21 protein-coding genes are annotated in these 21,843 nt (G+C 51.1%); 7 read left to right on the top strand and 14 right to left on the bottom strand.

Features of this window, described 5'->3' with window-relative positions; genetic code table 11:
* The first annotated feature begins 24 nt into the window (after positions 1 to 24).
* The 3 genes from NWE93_04985 to NWE93_04975 all read left to right on the top strand — a co-directional run bounded on the left by NWE93_04985 (position 25) and on the right by NWE93_04975 (position 2,144).
* Positions 25 to 213: a hypothetical protein gene (locus NWE93_04985; protein ID MCW3999572.1), complete on the top strand. Its 189-nt coding sequence runs from the start codon at positions 25 to 27 to the stop codon at positions 211 to 213.
* Between the two features lie 291 nt (positions 214 to 504).
* Positions 505 to 942 (top strand): YbhB/YbcL family Raf kinase inhibitor-like protein, encoded by a 438-nt coding sequence (locus NWE93_04980; GenBank protein ID MCW3999571.1) that lies wholly within the window; start codon positions 505 to 507, stop codon positions 940 to 942.
* Positions 943 to 1,001: 59 nt separating this feature from the next.
* Positions 1,002 to 2,144, top strand: coding sequence for a hypothetical protein (locus tag NWE93_04975; GenBank protein MCW3999570.1), 1,143 nt, complete (start codon positions 1,002 to 1,004; stop codon positions 2,142 to 2,144).
* A 116-nt stretch (positions 2,145 to 2,260) separates the two neighbouring features.
* Here the strand turns inward: NWE93_04975 and NWE93_04970 are convergent, their stop codons facing one another.
* Positions 2,261 to 3,625, bottom strand: coding sequence for a cation-efflux pump (locus NWE93_04970; GenBank protein MCW3999569.1), 1,365 nt, complete (start codon positions 3,623 to 3,625; stop codon positions 2,261 to 2,263).
* A 128-nt stretch (positions 3,626 to 3,753) separates the two neighbouring features.
* Here NWE93_04970 and NWE93_04965 point away from each other — a divergent pair, with 128 nt between their 5' ends.
* Positions 3,754 to 4,998 (top strand): MFS transporter, encoded by a 1,245-nt coding sequence (locus NWE93_04965; GenBank protein MCW3999568.1) that lies wholly within the window; start codon positions 3,754 to 3,756, stop codon positions 4,996 to 4,998.
* Positions 4,999 to 5,105: 107 nt separating this feature from the next.
* Here the strand turns inward: NWE93_04965 and NWE93_04960 are convergent, their stop codons facing one another.
* The 6 genes from NWE93_04960 to NWE93_04935 all read right to left on the bottom strand — a co-directional run bounded on the left by NWE93_04960 (position 5,106) and on the right by NWE93_04935 (position 11,398).
* Positions 5,106 to 7,322, bottom strand: a complete 2,217-nt coding sequence (locus NWE93_04960) for a hypothetical protein (protein MCW3999567.1) — start codon at positions 7,320 to 7,322, stop codon at positions 5,106 to 5,108.
* A 124-nt stretch (positions 7,323 to 7,446) separates the two neighbouring features.
* Positions 7,447 to 8,217, bottom strand: coding sequence for a GNAT family N-acetyltransferase (locus tag NWE93_04955; protein ID MCW3999566.1), 771 nt, complete (start codon positions 8,215 to 8,217; stop codon positions 7,447 to 7,449).
* Between the two features lie 81 nt (positions 8,218 to 8,298).
* Positions 8,299 to 8,610 (bottom strand): hypothetical protein, encoded by a 312-nt coding sequence (locus NWE93_04950; protein MCW3999565.1) that lies wholly within the window; start codon positions 8,608 to 8,610, stop codon positions 8,299 to 8,301.
* Between the two features lie 101 nt (positions 8,611 to 8,711).
* Complete coding sequence (locus NWE93_04945; GenBank protein MCW3999564.1) at positions 8,712 to 9,296, bottom strand: hypothetical protein; 585 nt, start codon at positions 9,294 to 9,296, stop codon at positions 8,712 to 8,714.
* A 159-nt stretch (positions 9,297 to 9,455) separates the two neighbouring features.
* Entirely contained in the window at positions 9,456 to 10,274 is an 819-nt protein-coding gene (locus NWE93_04940) for a molybdopterin-dependent oxidoreductase (protein ID MCW3999563.1), read from the bottom strand.
* 62 nt (positions 10,275 to 10,336) lie between these two features.
* On the bottom strand, positions 10,337 to 11,398 hold the full coding sequence (locus tag NWE93_04935) for a hypothetical protein (GenBank protein ID MCW3999562.1): 1,062 nt from the start codon (positions 11,396 to 11,398) through the stop codon (positions 10,337 to 10,339).
* A gap of 148 nt (positions 11,399 to 11,546) precedes the next feature.
* Here NWE93_04935 and NWE93_04930 point away from each other — a divergent pair, with 148 nt between their 5' ends.
* Complete coding sequence (locus tag NWE93_04930; GenBank protein ID MCW3999561.1) at positions 11,547 to 12,203, top strand: hypothetical protein; 657 nt, start codon at positions 11,547 to 11,549, stop codon at positions 12,201 to 12,203.
* 39 nt (positions 12,204 to 12,242) lie between these two features.
* Here NWE93_04930 and NWE93_04925 read toward each other — a convergent pair whose 3' ends face one another.
* The 7 genes from NWE93_04925 to NWE93_04895 form a co-directional block, all read right to left on the bottom strand.
* The gene (locus NWE93_04925; protein MCW3999560.1) at positions 12,243 to 12,485 is read right to left on the bottom strand and encodes a 4Fe-4S binding protein; all 243 of its coding nucleotides are present in this window, start codon (positions 12,483 to 12,485) and stop codon (positions 12,243 to 12,245) included.
* 51 nt (positions 12,486 to 12,536) lie between these two features.
* A complete protein-coding gene (locus tag NWE93_04920; protein ID MCW3999559.1) occupies positions 12,537 to 13,436 on the bottom strand; it encodes an acyl-CoA dehydratase activase in 900 nt (299 codons plus the stop codon).
* 2 nt (positions 13,437 to 13,438) lie between these two features.
* Positions 13,439 to 14,224 (bottom strand): acyl-CoA dehydratase activase, encoded by a 786-nt coding sequence (locus NWE93_04915; protein ID MCW3999558.1) that lies wholly within the window; start codon positions 14,222 to 14,224, stop codon positions 13,439 to 13,441.
* Between the two features lie 12 nt (positions 14,225 to 14,236).
* Positions 14,237 to 15,568 carry a 2-hydroxyacyl-CoA dehydratase family protein gene (locus tag NWE93_04910; protein MCW3999557.1) on the bottom strand — a complete coding sequence of 444 codons (1,332 nt, stop codon included), beginning with the start codon at positions 15,566 to 15,568 and terminating at the stop codon, positions 14,237 to 14,239.
* A gap of 4 nt (positions 15,569 to 15,572) precedes the next feature.
* On the bottom strand, positions 15,573 to 16,559 hold the full coding sequence (locus tag NWE93_04905; GenBank protein ID MCW3999556.1) for a 4Fe-4S binding protein: 987 nt from the start codon (positions 16,557 to 16,559) through the stop codon (positions 15,573 to 15,575).
* A gap of 12 nt (positions 16,560 to 16,571) precedes the next feature.
* Complete coding sequence (locus NWE93_04900; protein MCW3999555.1) at positions 16,572 to 17,270, bottom strand: sulfite exporter TauE/SafE family protein; 699 nt, start codon at positions 17,268 to 17,270, stop codon at positions 16,572 to 16,574.
* A 189-nt stretch (positions 17,271 to 17,459) separates the two neighbouring features.
* The gene (locus NWE93_04895; GenBank protein ID MCW3999554.1) at positions 17,460 to 18,161 is read right to left on the bottom strand and encodes an FAD-dependent oxidoreductase; all 702 of its coding nucleotides are present in this window, start codon (positions 18,159 to 18,161) and stop codon (positions 17,460 to 17,462) included.
* A gap of 131 nt (positions 18,162 to 18,292) precedes the next feature.
* Between NWE93_04895 and NWE93_04890 the strand changes: the two genes are divergently transcribed.
* Complete coding sequence (locus NWE93_04890; protein ID MCW3999553.1) at positions 18,293 to 18,835, top strand: hypothetical protein; 543 nt, start codon at positions 18,293 to 18,295, stop codon at positions 18,833 to 18,835.
* A gap of 113 nt (positions 18,836 to 18,948) precedes the next feature.
* The gene (locus tag NWE93_04885) at positions 18,949 to 21,702 is read left to right on the top strand and encodes a cation-translocating P-type ATPase (GenBank protein MCW3999552.1); all 2,754 of its coding nucleotides are present in this window, start codon (positions 18,949 to 18,951) and stop codon (positions 21,700 to 21,702) included.
* Positions 21,703 to 21,843 lie beyond the last annotated feature (141 nt).

Below are 21,843 nucleotides of genomic sequence, written 5' to 3'. Positions count from 1 at the left end.
ATCGTTTACTCGCTTGTGATGCCGATGGGGAACGAGGGGAAAGGAACAATCTTTAGGCGAAAAGACGACCGCTACATGCTCTACTTACCCGTCAGAGTCGTCGACGACAGCATGTTTCCACTTAAATGCGAAGGCTCAATGCCAGTTAAAGTCCATTTCAGACCCAAAGACGGGAAACTAATCGTTGAAAAATGGACCGACCAGCAGCCCTGATTATTTAAAGGTTTTTTGTTGTTTATTGGCAGTCACAAATTTATTTATGCCTACCTATGCCTTTGGCTTGGCAAAGAGGCGCAACAGCATGTATGAAACTTACAGGTGTCCCATATGCAAACAAGAGTTCTCAAACCCTGAAGAGCTAAGGCAGCACCGCATGGATGTGCATAAAGGGCAAAGTCAAGAGCGGGGACTAAACAATCACAAATAAGCTTGGATTCGTTGTGGCAGCATCTTGTTCATCAACTTTTTATTCCACAAACAGCAATACCCCTCTTGGGATAATTTATGAAAGAGCTAAAAGTAACCAGTTCAGCCTTCGAGGCAAACCAGCGAATCCCCGCCAAATACAGCTGTGAAGGACCAAACCCGCCCCTCTCCATCAGCGGCATCCCCCAGGAAGCCAAAAGCCTCGCGCTAGTGCTCGATGACCCCGACGCGCCAAGCGGCACCTTCGACCATTGGGTAGTCTGGAACATACCGCCGAGTGCAACCGAAATCGGCGAGGACACGATTCCAGGCACAGAGGGATTAAACAGCGACGGCGAAAACTGCTACACTGGACCCTGCCCACCCCGTGGGAAACCACACCGCTACTTCTTTACTGCCTACGCGTTAAATGTGATGCTTGATTTAGATGCCAAATGCACCAAGCTGGACCTTGAAACCGCCATGGAAGGCCACATTCTTGCTAGAGGTAAACTGATGGGGCTCTACAGCAGATAGCCCCCGATTGGTTTAAACTATAATAGGCGTAGCTGCTAGATAATCTCGGTTAAGCCTCCATGAACCACAGATACGCCGCAGCCATCGCCACAGTGTTGGTTTTAGTTGTTGTTTTTTCGCTTTTTGCAGCGTTAAACTGGTTTGGCAGCAACAGAGTCGACGATGACTTCTATTTAGGCGTTGAATTTGCTTATGGAGACCAGCCCGCGCAGGTTCAGGCGTTGGTGGATAAGGTGAAGGGTTACACTAACCTGCTGGTTTTGGGTTCAGTTGAGTTGACCTTTAACCAGACCGCCTTAACTGAGGCATGCGACATCGTCTATGCCGCTGACTTGAATTTCATTGTGCTTTTCACGGGGCTTGAAAAATACGATTACCACACTTGGGACTGGATGGTTGCTGCTCAGGCTAAATATGGCGAGCGCTTTTTAGGGGTTTACCGCTATGACGAACCCGGCGGAAACCAGCTTGACAACGGCGCCTCCCAACTAATACACAGCTACGACCTCGAATCCGGCCCCTCATACGCCGAGGTATCCAGGGTCTTTGTAGGCAACCTCTCCTATTTCCCCGCCTACTACCTCCAGTACGCCCCCAAAATGTTCACCTCCGACTATGCGCTCCACTGGTTTGATTACAAAGCAAACTACACAACCGTATTCACCGAGTTCGTCGGCAACGAGAGCCGCCAACGAAGCATCGCCCTCTGCAGGGGCGCCGCACAAGCCTTCAATAAAGACTGGGGCGCCATCGTCACCTGGAAATACAATCAGGAGCCCTACCTTGAGAGTCCCCAGGAACTCAAAAACGACTTAACCTTAGCTTACAGCGCGGGGGCAAAGTACGCTGTGGTCTTCAGTTACCCCGACATCACGGGCTACGGCATCTTAACTGAGGAGCATTTTGAGGTGCTGGAGGACTTCTGGAACACCATCCACAGCAGCCCCCAGAGCATAACCCAAGAAAGCGCCGAGGCCGCCTACGTGGTTCCCGCAGACTACGGTTTTGGTTTCCGTGTCTCTAACGACTCCATCTGGGGCTTGTTCCCCGCTGATGAGTTATCAGCTAAAATCTACGGCGACGTCGAAACGCTCACTTTGCGTTACGGTAGCCGCCTCGACATTCTCTATGACGGCGCAGAGGCTGCGGCGTTGCTGCCCCGCTACAGCGATGTCTACTTCTATAACCAAACCATTACCTAAAGCTCTAACCCAAATGGCGGCTATTTATAAGGGGAGGGAGGTAGCCGCAGAGCAGCAGGCGCCTAGGCTATAACCCTATATATAGAGGGGGGTATAGGCGGCAGAGCAACAGCGCCTCAGGTTTTTTGTGGCTCAATATGCACGGTGACAACCATGTCGGCGAAGCGCTCTTTGGTTTCTTTTTCAAGCAGCGAGGCGATCCGATGGGCTTCTTTGATGCGTATGTACCTTGTGAAGCAGCAGTCGATGTTAACGTAGCTGGTGCCCTCTGACTGGTAAATCATAACACGTTTAACCTGCAAATTCGCCGCTATGGTGTGTGCAACCTCATAGACTACGTTGCGGATTTGTGTTTCCTTTAAATCACCTGTTGAACCATCGATGCCCGCTGGCTCCACGTGTACGGTGACGTTTTTGGGTTTGATTTTTCCGTTGATGCGCTGCTCGATTGCCTCGGCGATTCGGTGGGCTTCCTCCACGGATAATTCAGGGTCAACGGATGCATGCAGGGTTATGTAGGGTTTTCCATCGACATAATTCACTTTAACTTCATGCACCTGCTTAACCCCCTCCACCGAGGCCAACCGCGTTACAACCACGCATAAGTCTTCCTGGACAGAAGGCTCAACATGGATGGTTGCATCCACGTTACCGAAGGCGGCTGTGAGGCACTGCTCGATCTTTGAGGCCAGCGAATGCGAGGATTCTAAACTCATGGCTTTGGGAACTTGAACTGAGGCTTCCACAAAAACTTTGGAGCTGACCTTGCGGACTTTCAGGTTCTCCACTTTCACCACGCCGTCGCAGTCCAAAATTGTTCTGCGGGTTCTGCTCACGATTTCCTTTGACGCGGAGTCGCTGAGTTCCATGACGCTTGCCCTCACCAGCTTAATGCTAAGATACGTCAGCATCACACCCAGAAAAATCGAGGCAACTGCATCTCCGGATGTGAACCCCAACGTTGCCAAGCCAAACCCCAGCAGCGCTATCAAAGTGGAGCTTAAATCTGAAATCGCATCGTAGAGCCCTGCCTTCATCGATGTACTCTCGGCGTGTTGCCAACGGCGAAAAACGGTAACGCGAAGCGAGGCAACAGCGAGCGCGTAGCCGATGCCGATGAAACCGGCATATTCCACGCCTTCCACAAGCTGCACACCGCTAACCAGCCGCGTTGCTGCCTCATAAAAAATCAGCAAAGCCACACCTATCAGGACAATCCCGCCCATGAGTCCCCCTATGGTTTCGAATTTTTCGTGGCCGTAGGTGTGTTCTTCGTCTGGCGGCTTAAGTGAGGCGCGTACGGCAAAAAAGAGCATTACACTCGAGAGGGCGTCGAGGAGTGCGTGTAAGCCGTCGCTGATGATTGCTAGACTGTTCACGATGGAGCCGACGGTGATTTCTACGATTACAACGCTAAATATGGCTATGGCTGATATCTTCAGCGCCTTTAGCTTGTTTTTCCCTTCGGTGTTGCTTTGCATTATTTTTCAATATAATAAAGCTCTCATCAAGGGCGATTTAAGACTTATGGGCACCTCGAAGGATAAGCGACATAGACTCCGTTTGAGATACGTTTTATTTTAATACCCCCCAAGCAAGTTATTTATAAATGCGGTTCTCATCGCTGTTCCGTGGAGACCAAGCTGTCCTTAGAGGCAACTTTTTACTCATAACCCTAAGCTGGGTCATCATGTTCTCCGCCCAGCCCATCCCAGACACCTACGCGAGCCTGTTCTATTTGCATCTGGGCGCCAACGAGCTTATGCTCGCGGTCATGGCGTTTGTAGGCTCAATCGCTGTGGCGCTGGTGCAGTTCCCCGGCGGCTACCTTGCCGATAAACATGGGCGAAGATGGCTCGTTGTCTCCATGACCTTCGGAATAGCCGTCGGCAGCTTATTCTTCATCTTCGCGCCCTCCTGGCCCTTCATCCTCATTGGGTTGCTGATACAGAATATCTGTTCAATCTACGGCCCAGCATTGATGGCTATGGTCCTTGACTCGTTGCCTCCCCAGCAGCGCGGCGCAGGCTTTAGCTTTCAATCCGTCGTCACCACATTGGTTCTTTTACCTGCACCGCTTATCGCCCAGTACCTTGTGGTGACGTTTAACTTCGATTTTGGCATGCGAATAGCCTACAGCTTAACCTCCATTGCCTACTTCGCCATCGCTATGATGCGCTTTAAACTCAAGGAAACCCTGCCGCCGACCGCTGATGCCGCTACGCCTTCGATGCTAAGTATGCTGCGTATGTATCCAAGAGCCGTTAAAGAAGGCATCTTTGTATGGCGAAAAGTGCCTCGCTCCGCATTCAACCTCTTCTTAACCATCATAATCATAAATGGGTTAGTGGTGAGCTGCCAAACCTACTTTGTCGTCTACGCCACAACAGTCCTCAACGTGACTTTGGATCAGTGGGCGCTGGTGATGGCTTTTCGCTACCTCAGCATAGCCATACCCGCCATAATCGCCGGGTTTAGCATGGATGTGCTGGGCAGAAAACGGTTCTTGATTTTGGGGTATCTGCTGTTTGTTCCAGGCATGGTGCTGTTTGTTAACGCCGATTTTAACATGCTGCTGCTTTCCTTCTTTTTCTTCGGCTTAGGAAATCTCCTGCAACTCAACAGCTACAATGTATTAATGGGCGATCTTGTTCCCCGAAGCTTAAGGGGCACGGTCACCGGCTGCATGCAGTTCTTTATGTTTCTGATGCAGGCTATCCTACAGTTAACCGTGGGTTTACTCTACGTGTATGTATCTCCACAGTTGCCCTTTTTGTTGCTTGCCGCATCCGCAATACCTCTCTCGATGTTTGTTTTCTGGAAAATAGATGAGCCCAAAGTGAAAGAAGCCTAATTCACTTCAACCGCAACCAATCAGTCATCAAGGCATTAAGGTCTTGGAGTCGGTTAGGTTGAGGCAAAAATTAGGGTCCAACAAAAAATGTTGGAAAAAAGATGGGTTTAGGATATGATTCTGGTGTTGTATTGCGCTATGTAGGCTAGGTGCTCAGCGTCATAGGGGTAGCTTTCGTTGGTGCCGTAGGGGAAGCCGCTCATAGCCAAGAAAGGCATCGGGGCAACTGTCCATGTGAAACCGTAGCCCCATGCTCCCGGAGGATCCTTAAACCAGCAGGCGACGACGAAGATGTAGTCGCGTACCATGCCCTCCGCTGGTTCGCTGAGGTTCGCGGTGGGGAACTGCATGTTAACCTGGTCGCCTTGCCGCCCAATCACGAACATATCGTCGGTTTCCTGCATCAGTGGTGTCACGTCGCCGTAGCGTGTGAATGCGCCTGTGGAGGTTGAGTTGGTTTCCCACCATTGGCTCATCACTGCAGAGGAGGGCTTTATGATTGTGGTGGTTACTGGCTGGTTAGCTGTGGTGTCGATGCCTATGTAGTCGTAGGTGACATTCCAGAAGTTGCTAAAGCGCACTTTATAGTCGGTGATGTCCTCGGGGAATAAGCCTGTTAAGTCAACTGCGAAGGTTCGTGCATTGTAATCGCTGGGGATGGGTATTTGCCGTTCCTGTGGCGCACGTATCCAGCTGCCGTTAGCATATTGTATCTCCATGTAGGGCGCTGGCATAAGGGCTGTTCCGTCGGGGACTACGCCGCTTGCTGCAGCGGCTTTGAACATGTCAAGGTACTTGTAGTAGGTGTCGGCAGAGCCCCAGTCCACCATCGCGGTTATAATCAGCTTCACGTTAGGTGAATCTTTGAGGTCGCCTAAGTTGAGGGTTAACACGTTTTTCTGTATATCGTCCCATTGTGTGCTTTCGATGCCGTTGATGCCCGGGGTGTACCAGCCGTCTTTGGTGCGAATTTGTTCCAGCACGTTTTGGGATTTCTCGTTGACTGCGCTTAGGGGCACAAGCAATGCGCCGTCGTTTACAGTGTAGATTTTTCCTGTTTCACCCTGATTGAGGTAGTTAGTCAAGGTGGTATGCACGTCGGTGCCGGCAGGGTGATCCACAACCAGCAGGTACGCTGAATCAAGGTAGTAGAGTTCATCCCACTGCTGCGCAAGCGTTATGTCAAATGCGCCGTTCTTGGCGGCCAGCAGGTTCCTGTCGAGTTTCACGTAGTCATAGGGGTTTCCTCCGCCTGCAATTATGGTGCCGTCAGAGTTTATGTGGCTAAGGTAGCCGAGCCAGCCGGGGTTAGATACGTCGGTGACGTAGCTGTAGCCGGTGCCGTTCCAGATGTAGAGGGAGGGGCAGGAGGCGTAGCCGCTGATAACGGTGTAGGTGCAGATTAATGCCATTTTGTCGGTAAGGGTAAAACTCCTCGTGGAGCTTCGGCTGCCGTCGCTCCAGTAGGTAAATTCCACCACGCCTGTTCCGACGTTGTAGGGAGAAGGAACCGACACGGTGTATTCGCCCAGAGGCATCAATTTGTTAAACGGCGTGTTCTGTGCTTCACCGTTCAAAGTGAAGGGCAGCGGTTTAGAGCCGCCTCCGGAACGGTTGATGATTAATGTGTGATAACCGGTCTTGACGACGGTATATGAGCCGCTAAGGGTGTTCATTTTTACCGGATGCCGTCCTTCAGTGGTTGCGTTAAACGCAAAAGAAACCGGTTTGGTTTCCCCCGCTTCCAGCGAAACCGTCTGGGAAGCAACTAACGCATCGTCGATAAATAACCGAATGAAAAGCTTATCGGCTTGGTCTGTGGGGTTGTAGGCGGTGGCGTTGGCGGTTACAGGGTCGCCTGTCCAAGCCTCAGTTGGGGACATTCTCAATTCAGACAACACGATTTTGCTTGCATCCGGCGGAGGAGTCTTCACCAAAAAGGAAGACGTCAAATTCGCTACCTCCACGTTGAAGGTGCCCTCCAAAAATTCTAGGTCTGTGAATTCTACGGTTTGGTTGGTGCGTCCGGAGACTGTGAGGTTCTGGGAATTTTTGACTTCTCCGTTGATGAGGAAATCAATCGTTACGTTGCCTTCCAAGTCGCCGTAGTTAGTTAGGTTCACTGCGATCTGGACGGCTTCGCCTGCGAAGACTTCGGGGGGATCAACGGTTAAGTCAGTTACCATAAACGCGGCAGGCTTCTCTGCGCCCGCGATGAAGCCCTCGTTCTGCAGGTAAAAGTAGGCGCCTGCAGCCGCTGCTATGATGCATAAGTCGATGATTAAAATTGCTTTAAGTTTAACGATTGCTGAACGTGACAGCATAAATCCCAAGCCACTCCAAACTGCATTTAAGATGATGGGTTAACAATTAAAGGTTTATGCATCCTCAAAGATTTGAGGGGCTTGCTCTCCAGAGGGCTTTGCTTGAGCTTTCAGCATTGGTGATTTATTGTCTTATGAATGCGTAGGTCCGCTGGGGCTTAAAGCCGGCTTTTAAGTAAAGGCGGTTAGCGACAGCGTTGTTTTCCATAACGTAGATGATTGCTGTAGGCGCAACCTCAAGGCACTCCTTAATTAGAGCTGAAACAATCGAGGTGGCGTAGCCGCGGTTTTCGTGGCTTGGATGCGTCGCAATCCAGGTTACGTGGCTAACAGTCGGCGTCAGAGTGGCATATCCAAACGAAACCAGCTTGCCCCCCACTTTAACGCCGACCATGAGGGATTCCTTAAACTGCATTATGGAAGCCACCATCTCCGCGGTGACTTCACTCCACATCTGGGGGTAGCTCTGATTCATCAAAGAGGCAATGTCTTGAGCATCCACCGCACATAACCGCTGCGGCGTAACCTTAAAGCAGAGAAGCTCCTGGCCCCGATTAAGCGCCATCAAGGTAACATGAGCTTTAAGCGAGAAACACGGGAAACGCGTAGTCAGGAGGCTTTCGCAGTTAAGCGGCACCTGCACATCCAACTCGGAAAAATCCAGCTGCTCCAGCATAAACTGCACTGCCTCTATGCTGCCCCGCATCTGCACGATGTTTCCCTGATAAACAAGCATCAACCCCGCGACTTCATCGCCTTCTTGGGCGAGGTATATGCATGTTTTTTCTTTGTGGTTTAGCCAGTCGTAGATGAAGAAGTAGTAGTCGCAGAAGTCTTTCTTTACGATTTGCCAGAACGTGGCTTCTGACTGGTTTGTTAGCGGCGTTAGCTGCAAGGGGACCCCCTCTGTCAGTGGCGGTTTAACAAAAAAAGCGTTTAGGTCCTGACCTAACCGAGCAACCCGTTTATGCCGTAATCATCGTAAATCTCCGCTAGAAGCCGCTGAGTACCCGGGCATTATTCGCCACGGCGTTGATTGAGGTTTGGTATGCTGTTGCTCTGCCACGTCTACCCCCTCTATATATAGCCGCAGTGTCCAGTCAGCCAAGAAACTTTGATTAATTGGCTTTTTAGGTTCTTGGAGGGTTTTGGGAGAAGTGATAGTGGTGGAGTGATGGTTTAAGTGTGTTGGTTCACCCCTACGCCATCCGTAGTCGAGGAGAAAGGAGAAGGCTTCGAAAACGGAAAGGTTTACTTGGCGTAGTGGTTTGCCTTCAACCTTAACCATTTCTCTCCAATCCACTAACAAGACTTAAGATGCTTTAGAAGGGATATAAGTGTTATGAAAACACAATATACATCAAAAATTCAGATTCACCCTAAGCATCGTTACCCTAAGGATAAAACACCCTCAAGGATAAACCGCTCAGAAACATCAAGCTGCCTAGCCAAAAAGGACTTCATAATCACCGAAAACCTCGGCAACGGCCCACTGTAAATTATAACTTGATTACCTCTTAGGGCATTGGCCTGAAACAGCTTCTCGTCTTCCTTATAGCTAAACGAAACCGTCTGCGCATGCGCCGCTAAAGCTTGGAAATCATCCCATTGCGTACAGCGCAAAACAACTGATTGACCACCCTGCACAACTGCGGGTCTTGGGGCCTCTTCAACATGGCTTACCGCCGGGGCAGGAGCCGTCAACGCAGGCTGCGTTACCAGAACAGGCGGTGCCGCTTTGGCGCCATTGGAGAGGTTACTGATTAAAGAAGTAACTTCTTTTTGGAGTGTGTTGATTTTTTCTTCGACCTTCTCAACTTTACCTGTTAATTCGCCCGTGTCACCCATCTGCTCGGTGACTGTCGCTAACTCGCTGATGAGCTTGTCTAGGTCCCGTTCATGCTCTTTTAAGACGTTAACTATGAAGTCTAAAGCTTCGAAGGCATCATCTTTCTGTTGTGGATTCTTTGCCAATCTATTACCCCCACGTATCTGACAACTCACTATACGCACTTTTTATTTATAGTTAGCGAATCGTTAGATAGTATCTCTGTAACTGCATAGATATACTTATTGAAAATTCTGTACAACAAAAAAACAACAAGAAAAAAGGGTAAAAAAAGGAAAGAAGTTCTAATTCAGCCTATTTCGGCGACGAATCAAAACCACGCTTGCAGCAGCAACAGCTAAAAAAGCACCTAAAACCGCGGCGTAAATGAGCTCTGAAGGAAATCTCGCGGCTTGCTCGGTTGCCGGCGGTGAAGTTGGTGTGGATGCGGTCGGTGGGGGCTGAGGCGCCGAAACGGTGGTGTTTGTCGGCGCTGGAGTTGGCGTCGGAGTGGCGGCGGGCGGTTGGTTTTGGACCTGGTTTGTGTTGACGTCGTTTGTTAAGCTCTGCGATAGGCTTCCGGGGCCCGGGGAGGTCGGGGGCAGCGAAGCGGTTGTAGCCGCTGGAGCAGAAACTAGGCTGCCGCTTAAGCTCATGGCGACGATTGTGGAGATCCACACTTCACCGTTGGAGAAGGGGATGATTAACCTTGATAACTCGTCTAGGGGCACGCCGTTTCTTTGATAGGCTATGATTACGTCTGGTCTTAGCGCGTAATCGATGGGTATGCCAACGCTGTAATGGTCTGCGGCTGTAAAGCCGATCGAGTAAACTGATGAATAGTTAATTCCTAAGGCGTTTAGGAGGTCGGGGATTTTTACGCCTACCCAGTCGCCTTCTGCTACGAGGCTGCCATAGCATCTTAGTTCAGCGTTAACGGTTGTTTGAGGCATCGCCGAAAGTTGACTGTATGTAACCGTTACAAGGGTGCCGGAGAGGTCGCTGACTTGTATGCTCCATTGGGGGCTGTTTTGTGATGTGGCGGGGGGAATCGTGAGTATGAGGGGCAGGGCGGCTAGGAGTAGTATGGTTGCTGCTGATTTTTTATTTTTTATGTTCACCATACTAAATTATGACGCGTGTCATACCTTTAAATGCTTGCCCGCAACAAAAACAAAAAGCGACATCAAAGCTGACTAAGTTGCCCCCTAAACAAACCCCGAACCTCCAACACCACACCCTCCCGATCAGCCTCAACACCCAACCCCTCCAAACCAGACACCAACTCCTCAGCATCCACCCTAAACCTCGTCTGACCAGCCAAACCTTGTAAAGTCTCCTCGAAAAACGCAACCTCTTTTTGGCTATCCTTCTCCTTCACAACCTTAGCAAACATCAAATCGTTAAGCGCCAAATAAGCAAAAACCACCAGGCGGACATGCTCGCAGTTAGGCGCTACATCAACCAATTCCGCCTCGTCCTTTAAGTCGGCAAAGTATCCGTGAATCGCCTTTATGACGTTGAAGGCCTCCTTTGAGGTGTCCCTTGATGCTTGATTCTGGATGGCAGCGGCAACTTGAGAAGCATCGAGCTTAAGCGGCGGAAGCATTTGCCCCTCAAAACTTACACCCGACGCCATCGCCGCAGCGTATCCCTGAAGAAGTGGCCAGTTGAGGCGTTTTTTATGCAGCCCCATCAGAACATCAAAGGAGCCGTCGATGAGGGGCAATGAAGCGTTGAGGGTCGCTAAAAGCTCACTTTTGCGGAGTGCAACACGCTGGGCTTTTCTGGTTTCCGCCTCCTTCTTTAGCTCGCGTTCGCCCAGCAGCTTTTGGATCTGCTCGTGAAGCTTGCTTAATTCTTCTTTTTTGGATTTTTTAAACTTGAACCAGTATTCAACCTCATTCCAGGTAACGCCAAACATTTCCCTGTGAACCTGGGTTGCGCTAACCTCGTTGAGCGGGAACTCCTTGATGATGTCCCAGCGTTTCTTGAAAAGGCCCTTGGAAGCGAGAAACTTGAGTTTCTCGTCAGCTAACTCGAATTTGGCGGCTGCTACGCCTCGGGGTTTTTGTTTGGGTTTAGGCGGGGACTGCTGGGGGGCTGCTGTTTCCTGCGTGGGTGCTGATGGCGGCGGCGTTTTTTTTCTGCCAAAAAGCTTTGCCGGAACAGCTATAGTTGTAAGTGAAGGAATATGAGTTAAGCTTGTTTGTGGTTTGCTGTTTTGGGGTAGCGGCTGGTTGGTCATAGAGCGTCTAGAGTTTTATCGGCTAGTGTATTTATAAACTAATGCCTAAAACACCCCAACAAAGCCCTTTTTACTCTAAAGGCGCTTAATATGCGGATATATATGTTTTAGAAAGTTATAAATATGGTTTAATAGCATGTTCCCAGTTATGAAAAGCAAGCAAGTGTATTTAGCACTATTAACACTTGGTTTACTGATTAGTTGTTTCTCTGTTCCACAAGCTCTTAGCCAGTCACCAACACCTACCGAGACCCCCACGCCAACCCCCACTCCATCTCCCACACCTGTCCCTCTTACAGTCACACTTGTCTCCCCCGAAGATCATGGCCTAATAACTAGCTCATTTAACGTCAGCTTTGTCTTCAGACCAGTTAAAACTACCTCAGGTAATTTCGAGGACGCAATCTTGTTTATCAACGGATCAATCGCAGCCCACAACCAAACAGCCATTTCAAACAACGCAGATAACACAATCTACTACACATTTACTTCGAACGGATCATCAACATGGAACGTCAAAGTCTACGAAACCGACCATATGGAGACTGCTGCCAGCGACTTCAATGTCACTCTCAAAGTTTACGTTGCACCTGAGGCTACTCCAACACCTACCCCTTCCCCCTCACCTACACCCACTCATACTCCAACAGCAACCCCAACGTATACACCAACAAAAACTCCAACGCCAACTCCTACACCGGAGCCTGTAACAGCTATTGACACATGGACCGTGGTCATAATTGCGGTTATTGCGATTATTGCCGTGGGCGCAGCTGTTGTGCTAGTGCTTGGACGAAAGAAATAGAACTAAAGTAAACCGTTCCTCTTTTTTATTTTTAAAAAGTCACTTAGACGCCCAAATGCAGCTTATCGCCTTTGATGGACACGCCAAAACACACGGCGTCTGACCTGACTCGGGTTTGCAGCAGCCGCAGGTGTAGCGGACTTTTTTGCGGTGCTCCTCCTTAACTGCGGCGACGGTTTTATCTTCTAAATCGATGAATTCCGTCTGCAACTCAAGCGCGCCCTGAGGGCACAAATCAATGCATCTGCCGCATCCGCTGCATCGGTCAGAGTCAACAACAATGTAGTATTCGCCTGAACCGTCACAGTACCCGTAATGCGTGATTATTTTGGCTCACCCTTTCTGTGCTTTCTCATAGAGCGCCTTGGCAAACAACGCGGCTCCAAATGCGCCTGCAACCATCGGGTCTAATCCGTCGTCGCGCCACCGCGGCATCGGCAGGCACTTCACGCCCAAAATCACTTCGATGCGGCTAACGATGCCGATGTTTTTAGATTGGCCCCCGGTGACTACGAGTTCAGGTTCTAATCCGACGCGGTTGATGAGGTTAGCCATCCGCACCGCCATCGCGCGGGTGTAGGCCGCCAGCACCTTCTCTTTAGACCAGCCCTTGCGCAGCAGCCCCATAGCTTCGGTTTTAGCGAACGCCACGCAGGTGCAGCTTACCGGCTCGGGTTCTTTTTCAACTTTGAGGGATATGTCGCCTATGTCCTCGATGGGGATTTGCAGCAGGTCCGCGAAGACCTCCATGCCTCTGCCGGTGCCCGCCGCGCATTTATCGTTCATGAGGAAGCTAACGACTCTGCCTGTTTCGTCGATTTTGATGGCTTTTATGTCTTGTCCGCCAACGTCAAGGACCGTGCGGACGCGGGGTCCCCAGATGTAGTTGGCGCCTTTGGCGTGGCAGGCGATTTCAGTTATGGCTTTGTTAGCCATGGGCACATTGACTCTGCCATAGCCCGTGCCAACGATGAATTTGAGATCGCCCACCGAGAGACCCGTGTCTTTCAAGGCGAAATCCAATGCTTTCTTGGCGCTTTCGGGGCTGTTACTGCCAGTGCGGGTGATGCCCCAGCTGAAGGCTTGCCCGTTAACCATGACGGCGGCTTTAGAGCCCACTGAACCCACATCGACGCCTGCAGTGACTATGTCTTTGCTGCTTGGTTTAATGTTGGGGACAACGCGGTTGTATTCGCGCCAACGCCAAAACTCCTCTTTAGATAAATCAGCCATCCTTAGTTGCCTCCCTTAACCCTTGCCGCAGCAGTCAACGCGGCGCCAAAGGCACCCACGTAATCGGGGAACTCGGGAATCTGCACCGTTAAACCCAGCTTGCGGTTAAGCGAAGACACAAACCCAACGTCCTTGGCTACGCCGCCCACCAGCGCCACTTCGGGGTTTACGCCTAAGCGGTGAATCATCGATGAAACCCGGTCAGCCATCGCGTCGAAGACTGCACGGGCGATTTCAGGCTTGGATTCTTGGCGGTGGATAAGCGAGACCACGTCGGATTCGCCGAAGATAACGCAGGAAGCGTTGATTGGGCTTGCACGTTGGGCTTCAAGCGACAGCGGACCCATATCCTCCAGCTTCACCTCAAGCGCACGCGCCATGGCCTCAATGAATGCCCCCGCCCCTGCCGCACAGCGCTCGTTAACCACAAAGTCAACCATGACTCCGCGTTCATCGCATTTGACGGCTCGGGCTTCCTCAGCGCCGACATCGATGATTGTCCGCGCGTTGGGTATGAGGTGAACTCCGGCTTTGGCGTCGGCGCCCATCATGCTTACGGTGGTGTGCTCGTAGGGCGCCAAATCCATCGCGGAGCCCGTTGCGCAGAAGTGCGCTACATCGTCGAGTTTGAGGTTCGCTGCTTTTAGGGCTTCCTCGACGGCTTGCTCGGCGGCTTTTGTGGGGTCAAACCCCGCGAAGGCCTGTGATCGACCGACGACTTTTCCGTCTGCTAAAACTACGGCTTTCACGCGTTGTGTGCCAAGGTCCATTCCAACTGTGATTGTCACCTAATCATTCACCTATATGTCGACTCTTGCAGTTAACATCTCCAGGAAGGCTTCCACGCGGGTCTTCATCTGCCCTACGTCTTCCCGAGTGTACTCGGTATCCAGATAGTACACTGGAACATTAATTTTATCCAAAGCCTTCTTGACACGCGTGTACTCCATCGCATAGAGCATGCAGCCACGCACGACGTAGTAGACGACGCCCTGAACATTCCAGTCTTTGACTTTAGTGAGGAGCCAATTGATGCGGTCTTCGTTGCCGTCTTTGCTGGTGAAGCAGGGGCACGTCGAAGCCATCAGGTAGCGGTCGCTAATTGCCTTTAACATGTCATCCATCGACCATTCGTCGACGCCGACGGGGTCGTTTAGTATGCGTTCGCCGCTGCATTGCTCGTCGGCAACGATGATGCCCTGGGGGTTAGCTTCCTCCACTAGAGTGGGCAGCTTCCAGTTGTCAGGCCAAAACATCGGTGTACCCGTAACCATAACCCGTGGCGTATCGGGGCTGCAAACCCAGTCTTTAGCTGCCACACGCTTCTCCAGCTCCGCGCAGAGCGCCTCGGTTTTCTCTGTCCAACGCACCTTGTCATCCCACTGATAGGACTGGTTAACCAGCATGGCGTCGCGTCCCATGATAACGGGGTTGCCTTTTCGCAGTTCCTGTAGCCGACGGAAAGCTTTGGTTGCGCGGTGGCTCACTTCGATGGCTTCTTTGAGGCTTTTGCGGCTGATTTTGTTGCCCGTGAACTGTTCAATCTGGGTTTTCATGTTCTTGATTTCGTCGCTCCAGAAACGCAGGGAATGATCGGAGTCTTTTATGCGTGGAACATTCATGCCCCAGATGGTTTTGTAGTCGCTGAGGATCTCGCTGAGTTTAGTCATGCCATCGCAGGTTAACACGCTGATGAGTGCGTCGCTTTGCTCCAGAAACGGCGAGAGCTCAATCATTTTGGCTCCGATGGTGGACCGAATGACGGGGCAAACCTCCACGGGCACCACTCGGTCACCCAGCTTAGAGGTGTCATACCAGCCGCTGTTGACGCGCACGGGTATGGCGTCGGCGGCAAGAATCAGTTCAGTGGGTGCAAAGAGGCACATGTAACCGATGACTTTTTTGCCTTTTTCTTTCTCCGCTTGGATTTCCTGTTGCCGTTTACCAAAGAGGTTTGCCATGTCGTCGAAGTACTTCATGGCTTCGGGGCGGTGGGGATCAGCTTTCTTCATGCGTTCGATGTTGTCAGCTATTATTCTCTGCGACGCAGCTTTCACGGTGTTTCTTAGCTCATCTTTTTCTTTTTGGGAAACTTCAGGCATGTATCTTTTTTCGGTTGTTTGGCTCTTCATTTTCTCACTCAACTCTTGGTGGCTCTAACCAGTTTCTTGATTTAAACAGGGTTTTTTTGCCCAACTTTACTTCCAATGCATCCTCGTAGGGGCACATTTCGACGCATCGAGCACAAAGCATGCATTGGGAAGTACCGATTTTGCCGCCTTTCTGCTCGTATACCTCGTTAACTTGCACGCTGCAGACGCGTTTGCAGACGCCGCATTTGGTGCATTTCTCCTCGTTCTTATACACATAAAGCAGCGGAACACCCTTAAAACGTTTAAAGCGGTTGATGGCTGCAAGCGAGATGCCGGTGGGGCAGAAGCGGCACCAGAAACGGCGATAAACAAATGCGGCAGCAAGTGTTAATCCGACAAAAACAACGGAGACAATCTGTCCGATCTGTGTTCCAGCGAACATGATGATGTTCTGTATGTAGGGATAGCTAAAGTACATTCCTCCAAGCTCTAGCGGCGCCGTTGTCCAGGGCACGATGGGGGTAATCATGGGGTCGATGAGGAAGCCGTAGGCGCGGAAGGGCCCCGCCAGAACCTGTGCCTCAATTAAGGTGTACTCTAGGCTCGGCGGCGGCTCCAAAATCCAAAGGATAATTGGCAGAGCCAGCAGGAAAAACAGCAGTATGACGTATCTTGATTTGTGAAGGGCTAAATTGAGTTTATCGGGGATTAGGCGGTAACTTTTTTTGAGGGCTTTGCGAAGAAAGATTTCCAGGTCCATGATTAAGCCGAAGGGGCAAAGCCAACCGCAGAAGTAGCGTCCCAAGACCAGCGTCAACGCAAACAGCACGATGACCACGTAGAGTAGCGGCACCGAGTAGGAGAACACGTAGAAGATGGCGGCTGCCGCCATAAACTGGACAATGAGGCGGACATAGGTTACTCGCATGGCAAGGTTTCTTTTCCAAATCAGAACCGCCAGTATCCCAGCTGTTCCAAGCCCCGCTAGCACAGCAAGCCTAAGTACGTCCCCGACTATTTCCCATGACATTATTTCTTCTCCCTAAATTATCTGGAAAGCTGAACTCAGCATCGTGAATAAACCAAATACGATAAGCACAGCGCCGCCGCCAAGCGAGATCCATTTGCGAAGCAGAGGCGCCTTGTTAAGCAGCCACCCTGTGACTCCGCCCAAAAGCAGCATGGGCGAAAGCGCGGTTCCTACACCAAAGAGGACCGCTATGCCGACGCTTCCAACGGGGCTAGCGAAGGGCAACGAGTATGCCAGCAACGCTATGAGGGGTGGACAAATTATTAAGCCTCTGGTTAAACCCAGTGAGAATGCGCCGAAATCCACGCCTAGGCGTCCCCGCGATGTTTGGGCTATTGGGGCGGTTTGTCCTGTGCAGCCGCTGCAGGGTTTGCGTGTTTGGTAGATAACCATGGCGCCGATGGCGACGCTGACGACACCGAAAGCGATGGATGAATACATCTGGAAGGGCGCAACCGCCGCATCCGATACAAACAGCCTCAACAGCCCCCCGAACAAGCCGATGACTCCGCCGATTAATGCGTACGCCAGAACTCTGCCGGAGTTAAAAATCACCGTGATTTTTAGGCTGCCCTTAAAACCTGAGCCGACACCCGCGATGTAACCCGCCAGAAGCGGCAGACAAGAGGCAGTGCAAACAGCCAAGCCATAAAGCAAACCCCCCGCGAATGCCCCCATATACGGATTGGTAATCTCAGGTATTAGTGACATGCCGAGTTTTCCCGTTGAACTTTATAGCAGATAAGGGTTTAATACATTTAAGCTTTGCATAATTTTTGGTAGATGGGGGCAGGTTATGTTTTTTGGTGATTTTGGATGGGCTTTAGGAGAATTTTCTCTTAGGAATAGCTGATCAGCCGCTGTTTTGTCCCGTGTAGTACTGACCAGACCCCTTTTTCCTTATTGGTAGCCTGTGAAGTACTCCAGCTTCAGCTTCTCCTTGGGCAACCCCAGCTTCTCCATCAAAGCCTGCATTGCTTTAACCATAGGCGGCGGACCGCAGGCATAGAAAACATAGTCCCTAAAATCCGGCAGCCCCGCCTTAATCATGTCCGCATCGATGTTGCCAGTTGCGCCCTTCCAGCCCTCGGAGGCTTGGCTGACTGTAAAATGGATTTTTAAGTTACTGTTTTTCTTAGCTAACTCCCAGAATTCCTCACGGAAAACGATATCCTCGGGGGTGCGGCAGCCATAGAAAAGCGTAATCTGGTTGCCTAAGCCCTTGTCGGTGGCGTATTTGGCGATGCTGATAAAGGGTGTTATGCCTATGCCGCCGCCGAGCAACGCAATTTTGGGGTATTCGCCTTCAAAAGTGAATTGTCCATAGGGAGCCTCGATTTCTGCCCAATCCCCCGGTTTTGCTGCTCGGAGCGCCGCGGAGTATTCGCTGTCGCTTAGTTTTTTGGTGAACTCGATGTGGCCGGTTTGGGTGGGGCTGCTGCTGAAGCTAAAGTGCTTTTTTAGTTGTGCGCCGTTGTGTTTGAGGGTAACGAAGAAGAATTGGCCCGGTTTATACTCTAAACCTTTGGGTCGGGCAAAGCGGAAGCTGGTAACATTTGATGTACGCGGAATAATTTCGGTTAGGGTTGTTTCGAACTTCATAAGCACACCTAAAACAATCTTATAGTGAACAGCTACATTTTAGAATCTTTTGCCTACCCCGCCTTTTCGGGTTTGCGCTGAAAAATAATATATGCCTACGCCACGTAGAAGTAGCAGAGACTTGACTGCTGATGAGCAACCCCCCCGCGATAAACCGCATCGCTGCCTACATCAAACGCCACCAGGTTTCCCTCGGTTTGCTGCTGGCCGCCTACGGCGCCTTCTACCTTACCGCAGTTATACTGGGCAACTGGAACCCCGCTGACTGGGGAAAAGACATCTTTAACATTCCCCCCTTCCCAAACGCGATTGTGCAGCGTAGCTACATCAGCCCTTTCTTTTTCGTTACTAGCCTCCCCCTACTGCTTGTCGGCGCCACAATGCTATGTGCATACAGCACCCGAAGTTTACGTTCAGGGGCGGTTGATGACGGGGAGCATGTTGCCATATTGCTGGTTGCATTTGGCTTTGCCTACACAGTGATTGGCGCTTGGCCTCTTGGAAAAATTGCTGATTTTCCCTGGGACTGGCAGAAACAAATTGCAGGCTTCGGTGGTCTTTTTACATGGGGTCTCTACGTTTTAAGCGTGGTTGTCTTGGCAGTCGGCGCGGTTTCCTTGTATGTCTATAGCAGGCGGTACCACCAAAGCCATCCGAATCCGTCAGTCGTTTAATTTTCTTGTAAGGAGTATCGGATTTTTTATCGTATGCTATTTTATTTTCCGAGTGCTTGGAAAACAAATATATTTGTTGTCGGTGAGGTTTTAAGTAGCAAGGTGTTATATCGATGGGTCAGGTTTGGCATTCTCTTGATGTTGATGAAGCAGTCCGCGAGCTTTCCTCGTCCAAATCAGGGTTAACTACCAAGGACGCTCAAGGGCGATTAGCAAAATTTGGCCCCAACGAACTCCGAAAGGAAAAGGGGCGCTCGGTCCTATCGATTCTGCTTCACCAATTCAAGGATGTTCTGCTGATTATTCTGCTTGTGGCAACTGCCTTATCCCTTGTCATGGGCGAATTCATCGATGCCCTCATCATTTTAGTGATAGTTGTTGTTAGTGTTCTGCTTGGGTTTAGGCAGGAGTACCGCTCGGGAAAAGCCCTTGAAGCCCTAAAAAAGATGACTGCGCCCATGGCTGTGGTGCTGCGTGACGGGCGCGAACAGCGTATCCCCGCCCGCGACTTGGTTCCCGGCGATGTAATCCTTCTCTACACTGGCGACAGGGTTCCAGCTGATGCACGCCTAATCGAAGCAATTAATCTCAAGGTTGAAGAAGCCGCCCTGACCGGTGAATCCGCGCCAGTGGACAAATCCACCCAAGCCCTGCCTGAGGAGACGCAGCTAAACGACCGCAGAAACCTGCTGTTTACCGGCACTATACTGGTGTACGGCAGAGCCAAAGCAGTGGTTACGGATACAGCGATGAAGACCGAATTCGGCAAAATCGCACAGATGGTTCAAACCACCACGCAGGAGAGCACGCCGCTGGAGAAACGCATGGCGGGCGTAGGCAAATGGATCGGTATACTCGTCATAGGCATCGCCGTCGTCGTGGGTGCAATAGGCATCCTGCAGGGCCGCAACATTTTGGATATGGTTCAGTGGGCAATCAGCCTTGCCGTCGCCGCGGTGCCCGTTGCACTTCCAGCTATCGTGACGGCCTCGCTCTCCGTAGGCATGTATCGGATGGCTAAGGTCCACACGATCGTTAAGCGGTTGCCGGCGGTTGAGACGTTAGGCAGCACCAGCGTTATCTGCTCAGATAAAACAGGCACCATGACCAAGGGCGAAATGACTGTCCAAAGAATCTACGTTAACGACCGCGCCCTCAAAGTCAGCGGCATCGGGTACGCCCCCAAAGGCAGCTTCCTATGCGAAGAAAAAACCGTTGAACCCGACGAAGAATTAAAGCTGCTGCTAAAAATCGCGGCCCTCTGCAACGACTCCAACGTTGAACTAGACGCCAAAGTGGACAAATGGGTTATCAAGGGCGACCCCACGGAGGGTGCCTTGGTTGTTGCCGCGGCAAAAGCCGACATGTCCAAGGAGGCTCTCGATAAGCGGGAGCCCCGCATCGCCGAGATTCCCTTCTCGTCCGAGCGGAAACGAATGACTACTATTCATGAGGTCGGCAACAAAAAATATGCGTACATGAAAGGCGCCCCTGAAATCATCCTTGAGAAATGTAACCGCATCCTCCTCAACGGAAAAGCCGTTGGCTTCGAAGCTAAAGAGAAAGCTGAAGTCCACAAGGTCTCCGAAGTCATGGCGCTGCAGGCGCTAAGAAATTTGGGGTTTGCCTACAAAGAATTACCTGAGAACCAAAAGGCATTCGAAGAAAACATGGAGACGGACTTTGTTTTTGTGGGGATAATGGGCATGATTGACCCGCCCCGAGATGAAGTGAAAGATGCCATAAACATCTGCCGACGAGCCGGCATACGGGTCGTCATGATTACCGGTGACCACAAGCTTACCGCTGTTGCTGTCGGCAAAGAACTCAATCTGCTGGGCGAAAACCAAATTGAAGAAAAAGTCCTCACGGGCGCTGACCTCGACAAAATCAGCGACAGTGACCTGATCGAAATAATCGATGACATAGTCATCTATGCCCGCGTTGCCCCAGAGCATAAAACCCGGATTGTGAACGCCTGGAAAGTTAAAAACCAAATTGTGGCTATGACCGGCGACGGCGTTAACGATGCGCCTGCGCTTAAAATGGCTGACATAGGCGTCGCGATGGGTGTCACGGGCACGGAGGTAACTAAAGAAGCCTCGGATATGGTGCTTGCCGACGACAACTTCGCCTCCATCGTTAAAGCCGTTAAGGAAGGACGCGAAATCTACGGCAACATCAAAAAGTACCTCACTTACCTGCTGCGCTGCAACATCATGGAAATCATCGTGGTGTTAACCGCCGTCATTTCCGTTCCCCTGATTGCCCAGATTCTAACGCCTAACTCCGAGGTTGCACTAATCGGCGAGGCAGCAATCGCTTTAACGACCATTCAGCTCTTATGGATTAACCTCACCACCGACGGGTTACCCGCCATCGCGTTAAGCGTTGACCCCGGCGACCCTGACTTGATGGATCAGAAACCCCGCAATCCAAAAGAAAGCATCTTCACCCGGGACGTAAAGATCTACTTGACAGCCGTTCCCATCCTGATGGCTACGATTCTGCTAGGCAGCTACCTGCTCTATCGGCCCTGGGAAAGCATTCAGCAGCTAGTTGAAGCCCGCACCCAACTGTTCACTACTCTGATCCTGATGGAGCTGGCAAATGCACTCTCAGCGCGGTCCCTCAAGTACCCCGTGTTCAAGGTGGGGGTCTTCAAAAACAAGCTCCTCTGGTACGCATTGATTTCCTCGCTGCTCCTGCAGGTAGCCATACTCTACATCCCGGGTCTGCAGAACGCCTTTGACATCACGGTGCCGACGCTTCAAATCTGGGCGGTTGCATGGGCATCCACCGCGTTCGTTTTCGGTATGGTTGAGCTTGGAAAATATGTGGCAAGCAAACGAAGAGGAGACAAATAATCAATCGTGGGTGCCAGCGATCCCTTCTCTTCTAAGCTATGCGCTCTGCGGTTGCCCCTTTTTTTGCCAGGCAATCTATTAGCTGGCATGTTTTGTGGTGCTGCTGCCAGCAAGGGCCCTCTTGCCTGAACGTCTAATTAG

Source organism: Candidatus Bathyarchaeota archaeon (genome assembly GCA_026014735.1).
GTDB lineage: Archaea > Thermoproteota > Bathyarchaeia > Bathyarchaeales > Bathycorpusculaceae > Bathycorpusculum.
This window is presented reverse-complemented; position numbering and strand designations above follow the sequence as displayed.

Coding starts and splice junctions, on each gene's coding strand:
- NWE93_04885 (MCW3999552.1), top strand. CDS start 18,949: ATGGGTCAGGTTTGGCATTCTCTTGATGTTGATGAAGCAGTCCGCGAG.
- NWE93_04965 (MCW3999568.1), top strand. CDS start 3,754: ATGCGGTTCTCATCGCTGTTCCGTGGAGACCAAGCTGTCCTTAGAGGC.
- NWE93_04985 (MCW3999572.1), top strand. CDS start 25: ATGGGGAACGAGGGGAAAGGAACAATCTTTAGGCGAAAAGACGACCGC.
- NWE93_04905 (MCW3999556.1), bottom strand. CDS start 16,559: ATGTCATGGGAAATAGTCGGGGACGTACTTAGGCTTGCTGTGCTAGCG.
- NWE93_04920 (MCW3999559.1), bottom strand. CDS start 13,436: ATGGCTGATTTATCTAAAGAGGAGTTTTGGCGTTGGCGCGAATACAAC.
- NWE93_04890 (MCW3999553.1), top strand. CDS start 18,293: ATGAGCAACCCCCCCGCGATAAACCGCATCGCTGCCTACATCAAACGC.
- NWE93_04940 (MCW3999563.1), bottom strand. CDS start 10,274: ATGGTGAACATAAAAAATAAAAAATCAGCAGCAACCATACTACTCCTA.
- NWE93_04935 (MCW3999562.1), bottom strand. CDS start 11,398: ATGACCAACCAGCCGCTACCCCAAAACAGCAAACCACAAACAAGCTTA.
- NWE93_04970 (MCW3999569.1), bottom strand. CDS start 3,625: ATGCAAAGCAACACCGAAGGGAAAAACAAGCTAAAGGCGCTGAAGATA.
- NWE93_04950 (MCW3999565.1), bottom strand. CDS start 8,610: ATGGTTAAGGTTGAAGGCAAACCACTACGCCAAGTAAACCTTTCCGTT.
- NWE93_04960 (MCW3999567.1), bottom strand. CDS start 7,322: ATGCTGTCACGTTCAGCAATCGTTAAACTTAAAGCAATTTTAATCATC.
- NWE93_04980 (MCW3999571.1), top strand. CDS start 505: ATGAAAGAGCTAAAAGTAACCAGTTCAGCCTTCGAGGCAAACCAGCGA.
- NWE93_04895 (MCW3999554.1), bottom strand. CDS start 18,161: ATGAAGTTCGAAACAACCCTAACCGAAATTATTCCGCGTACATCAAAT.
- NWE93_04900 (MCW3999555.1), bottom strand. CDS start 17,270: ATGTCACTAATACCTGAGATTACCAATCCGTATATGGGGGCATTCGCG.
- NWE93_04910 (MCW3999557.1), bottom strand. CDS start 15,568: ATGAAGAGCCAAACAACCGAAAAAAGATACATGCCTGAAGTTTCCCAA.
- NWE93_04930 (MCW3999561.1), top strand. CDS start 11,547: ATGAAAAGCAAGCAAGTGTATTTAGCACTATTAACACTTGGTTTACTG.
- NWE93_04975 (MCW3999570.1), top strand. CDS start 1,002: ATGAACCACAGATACGCCGCAGCCATCGCCACAGTGTTGGTTTTAGTT.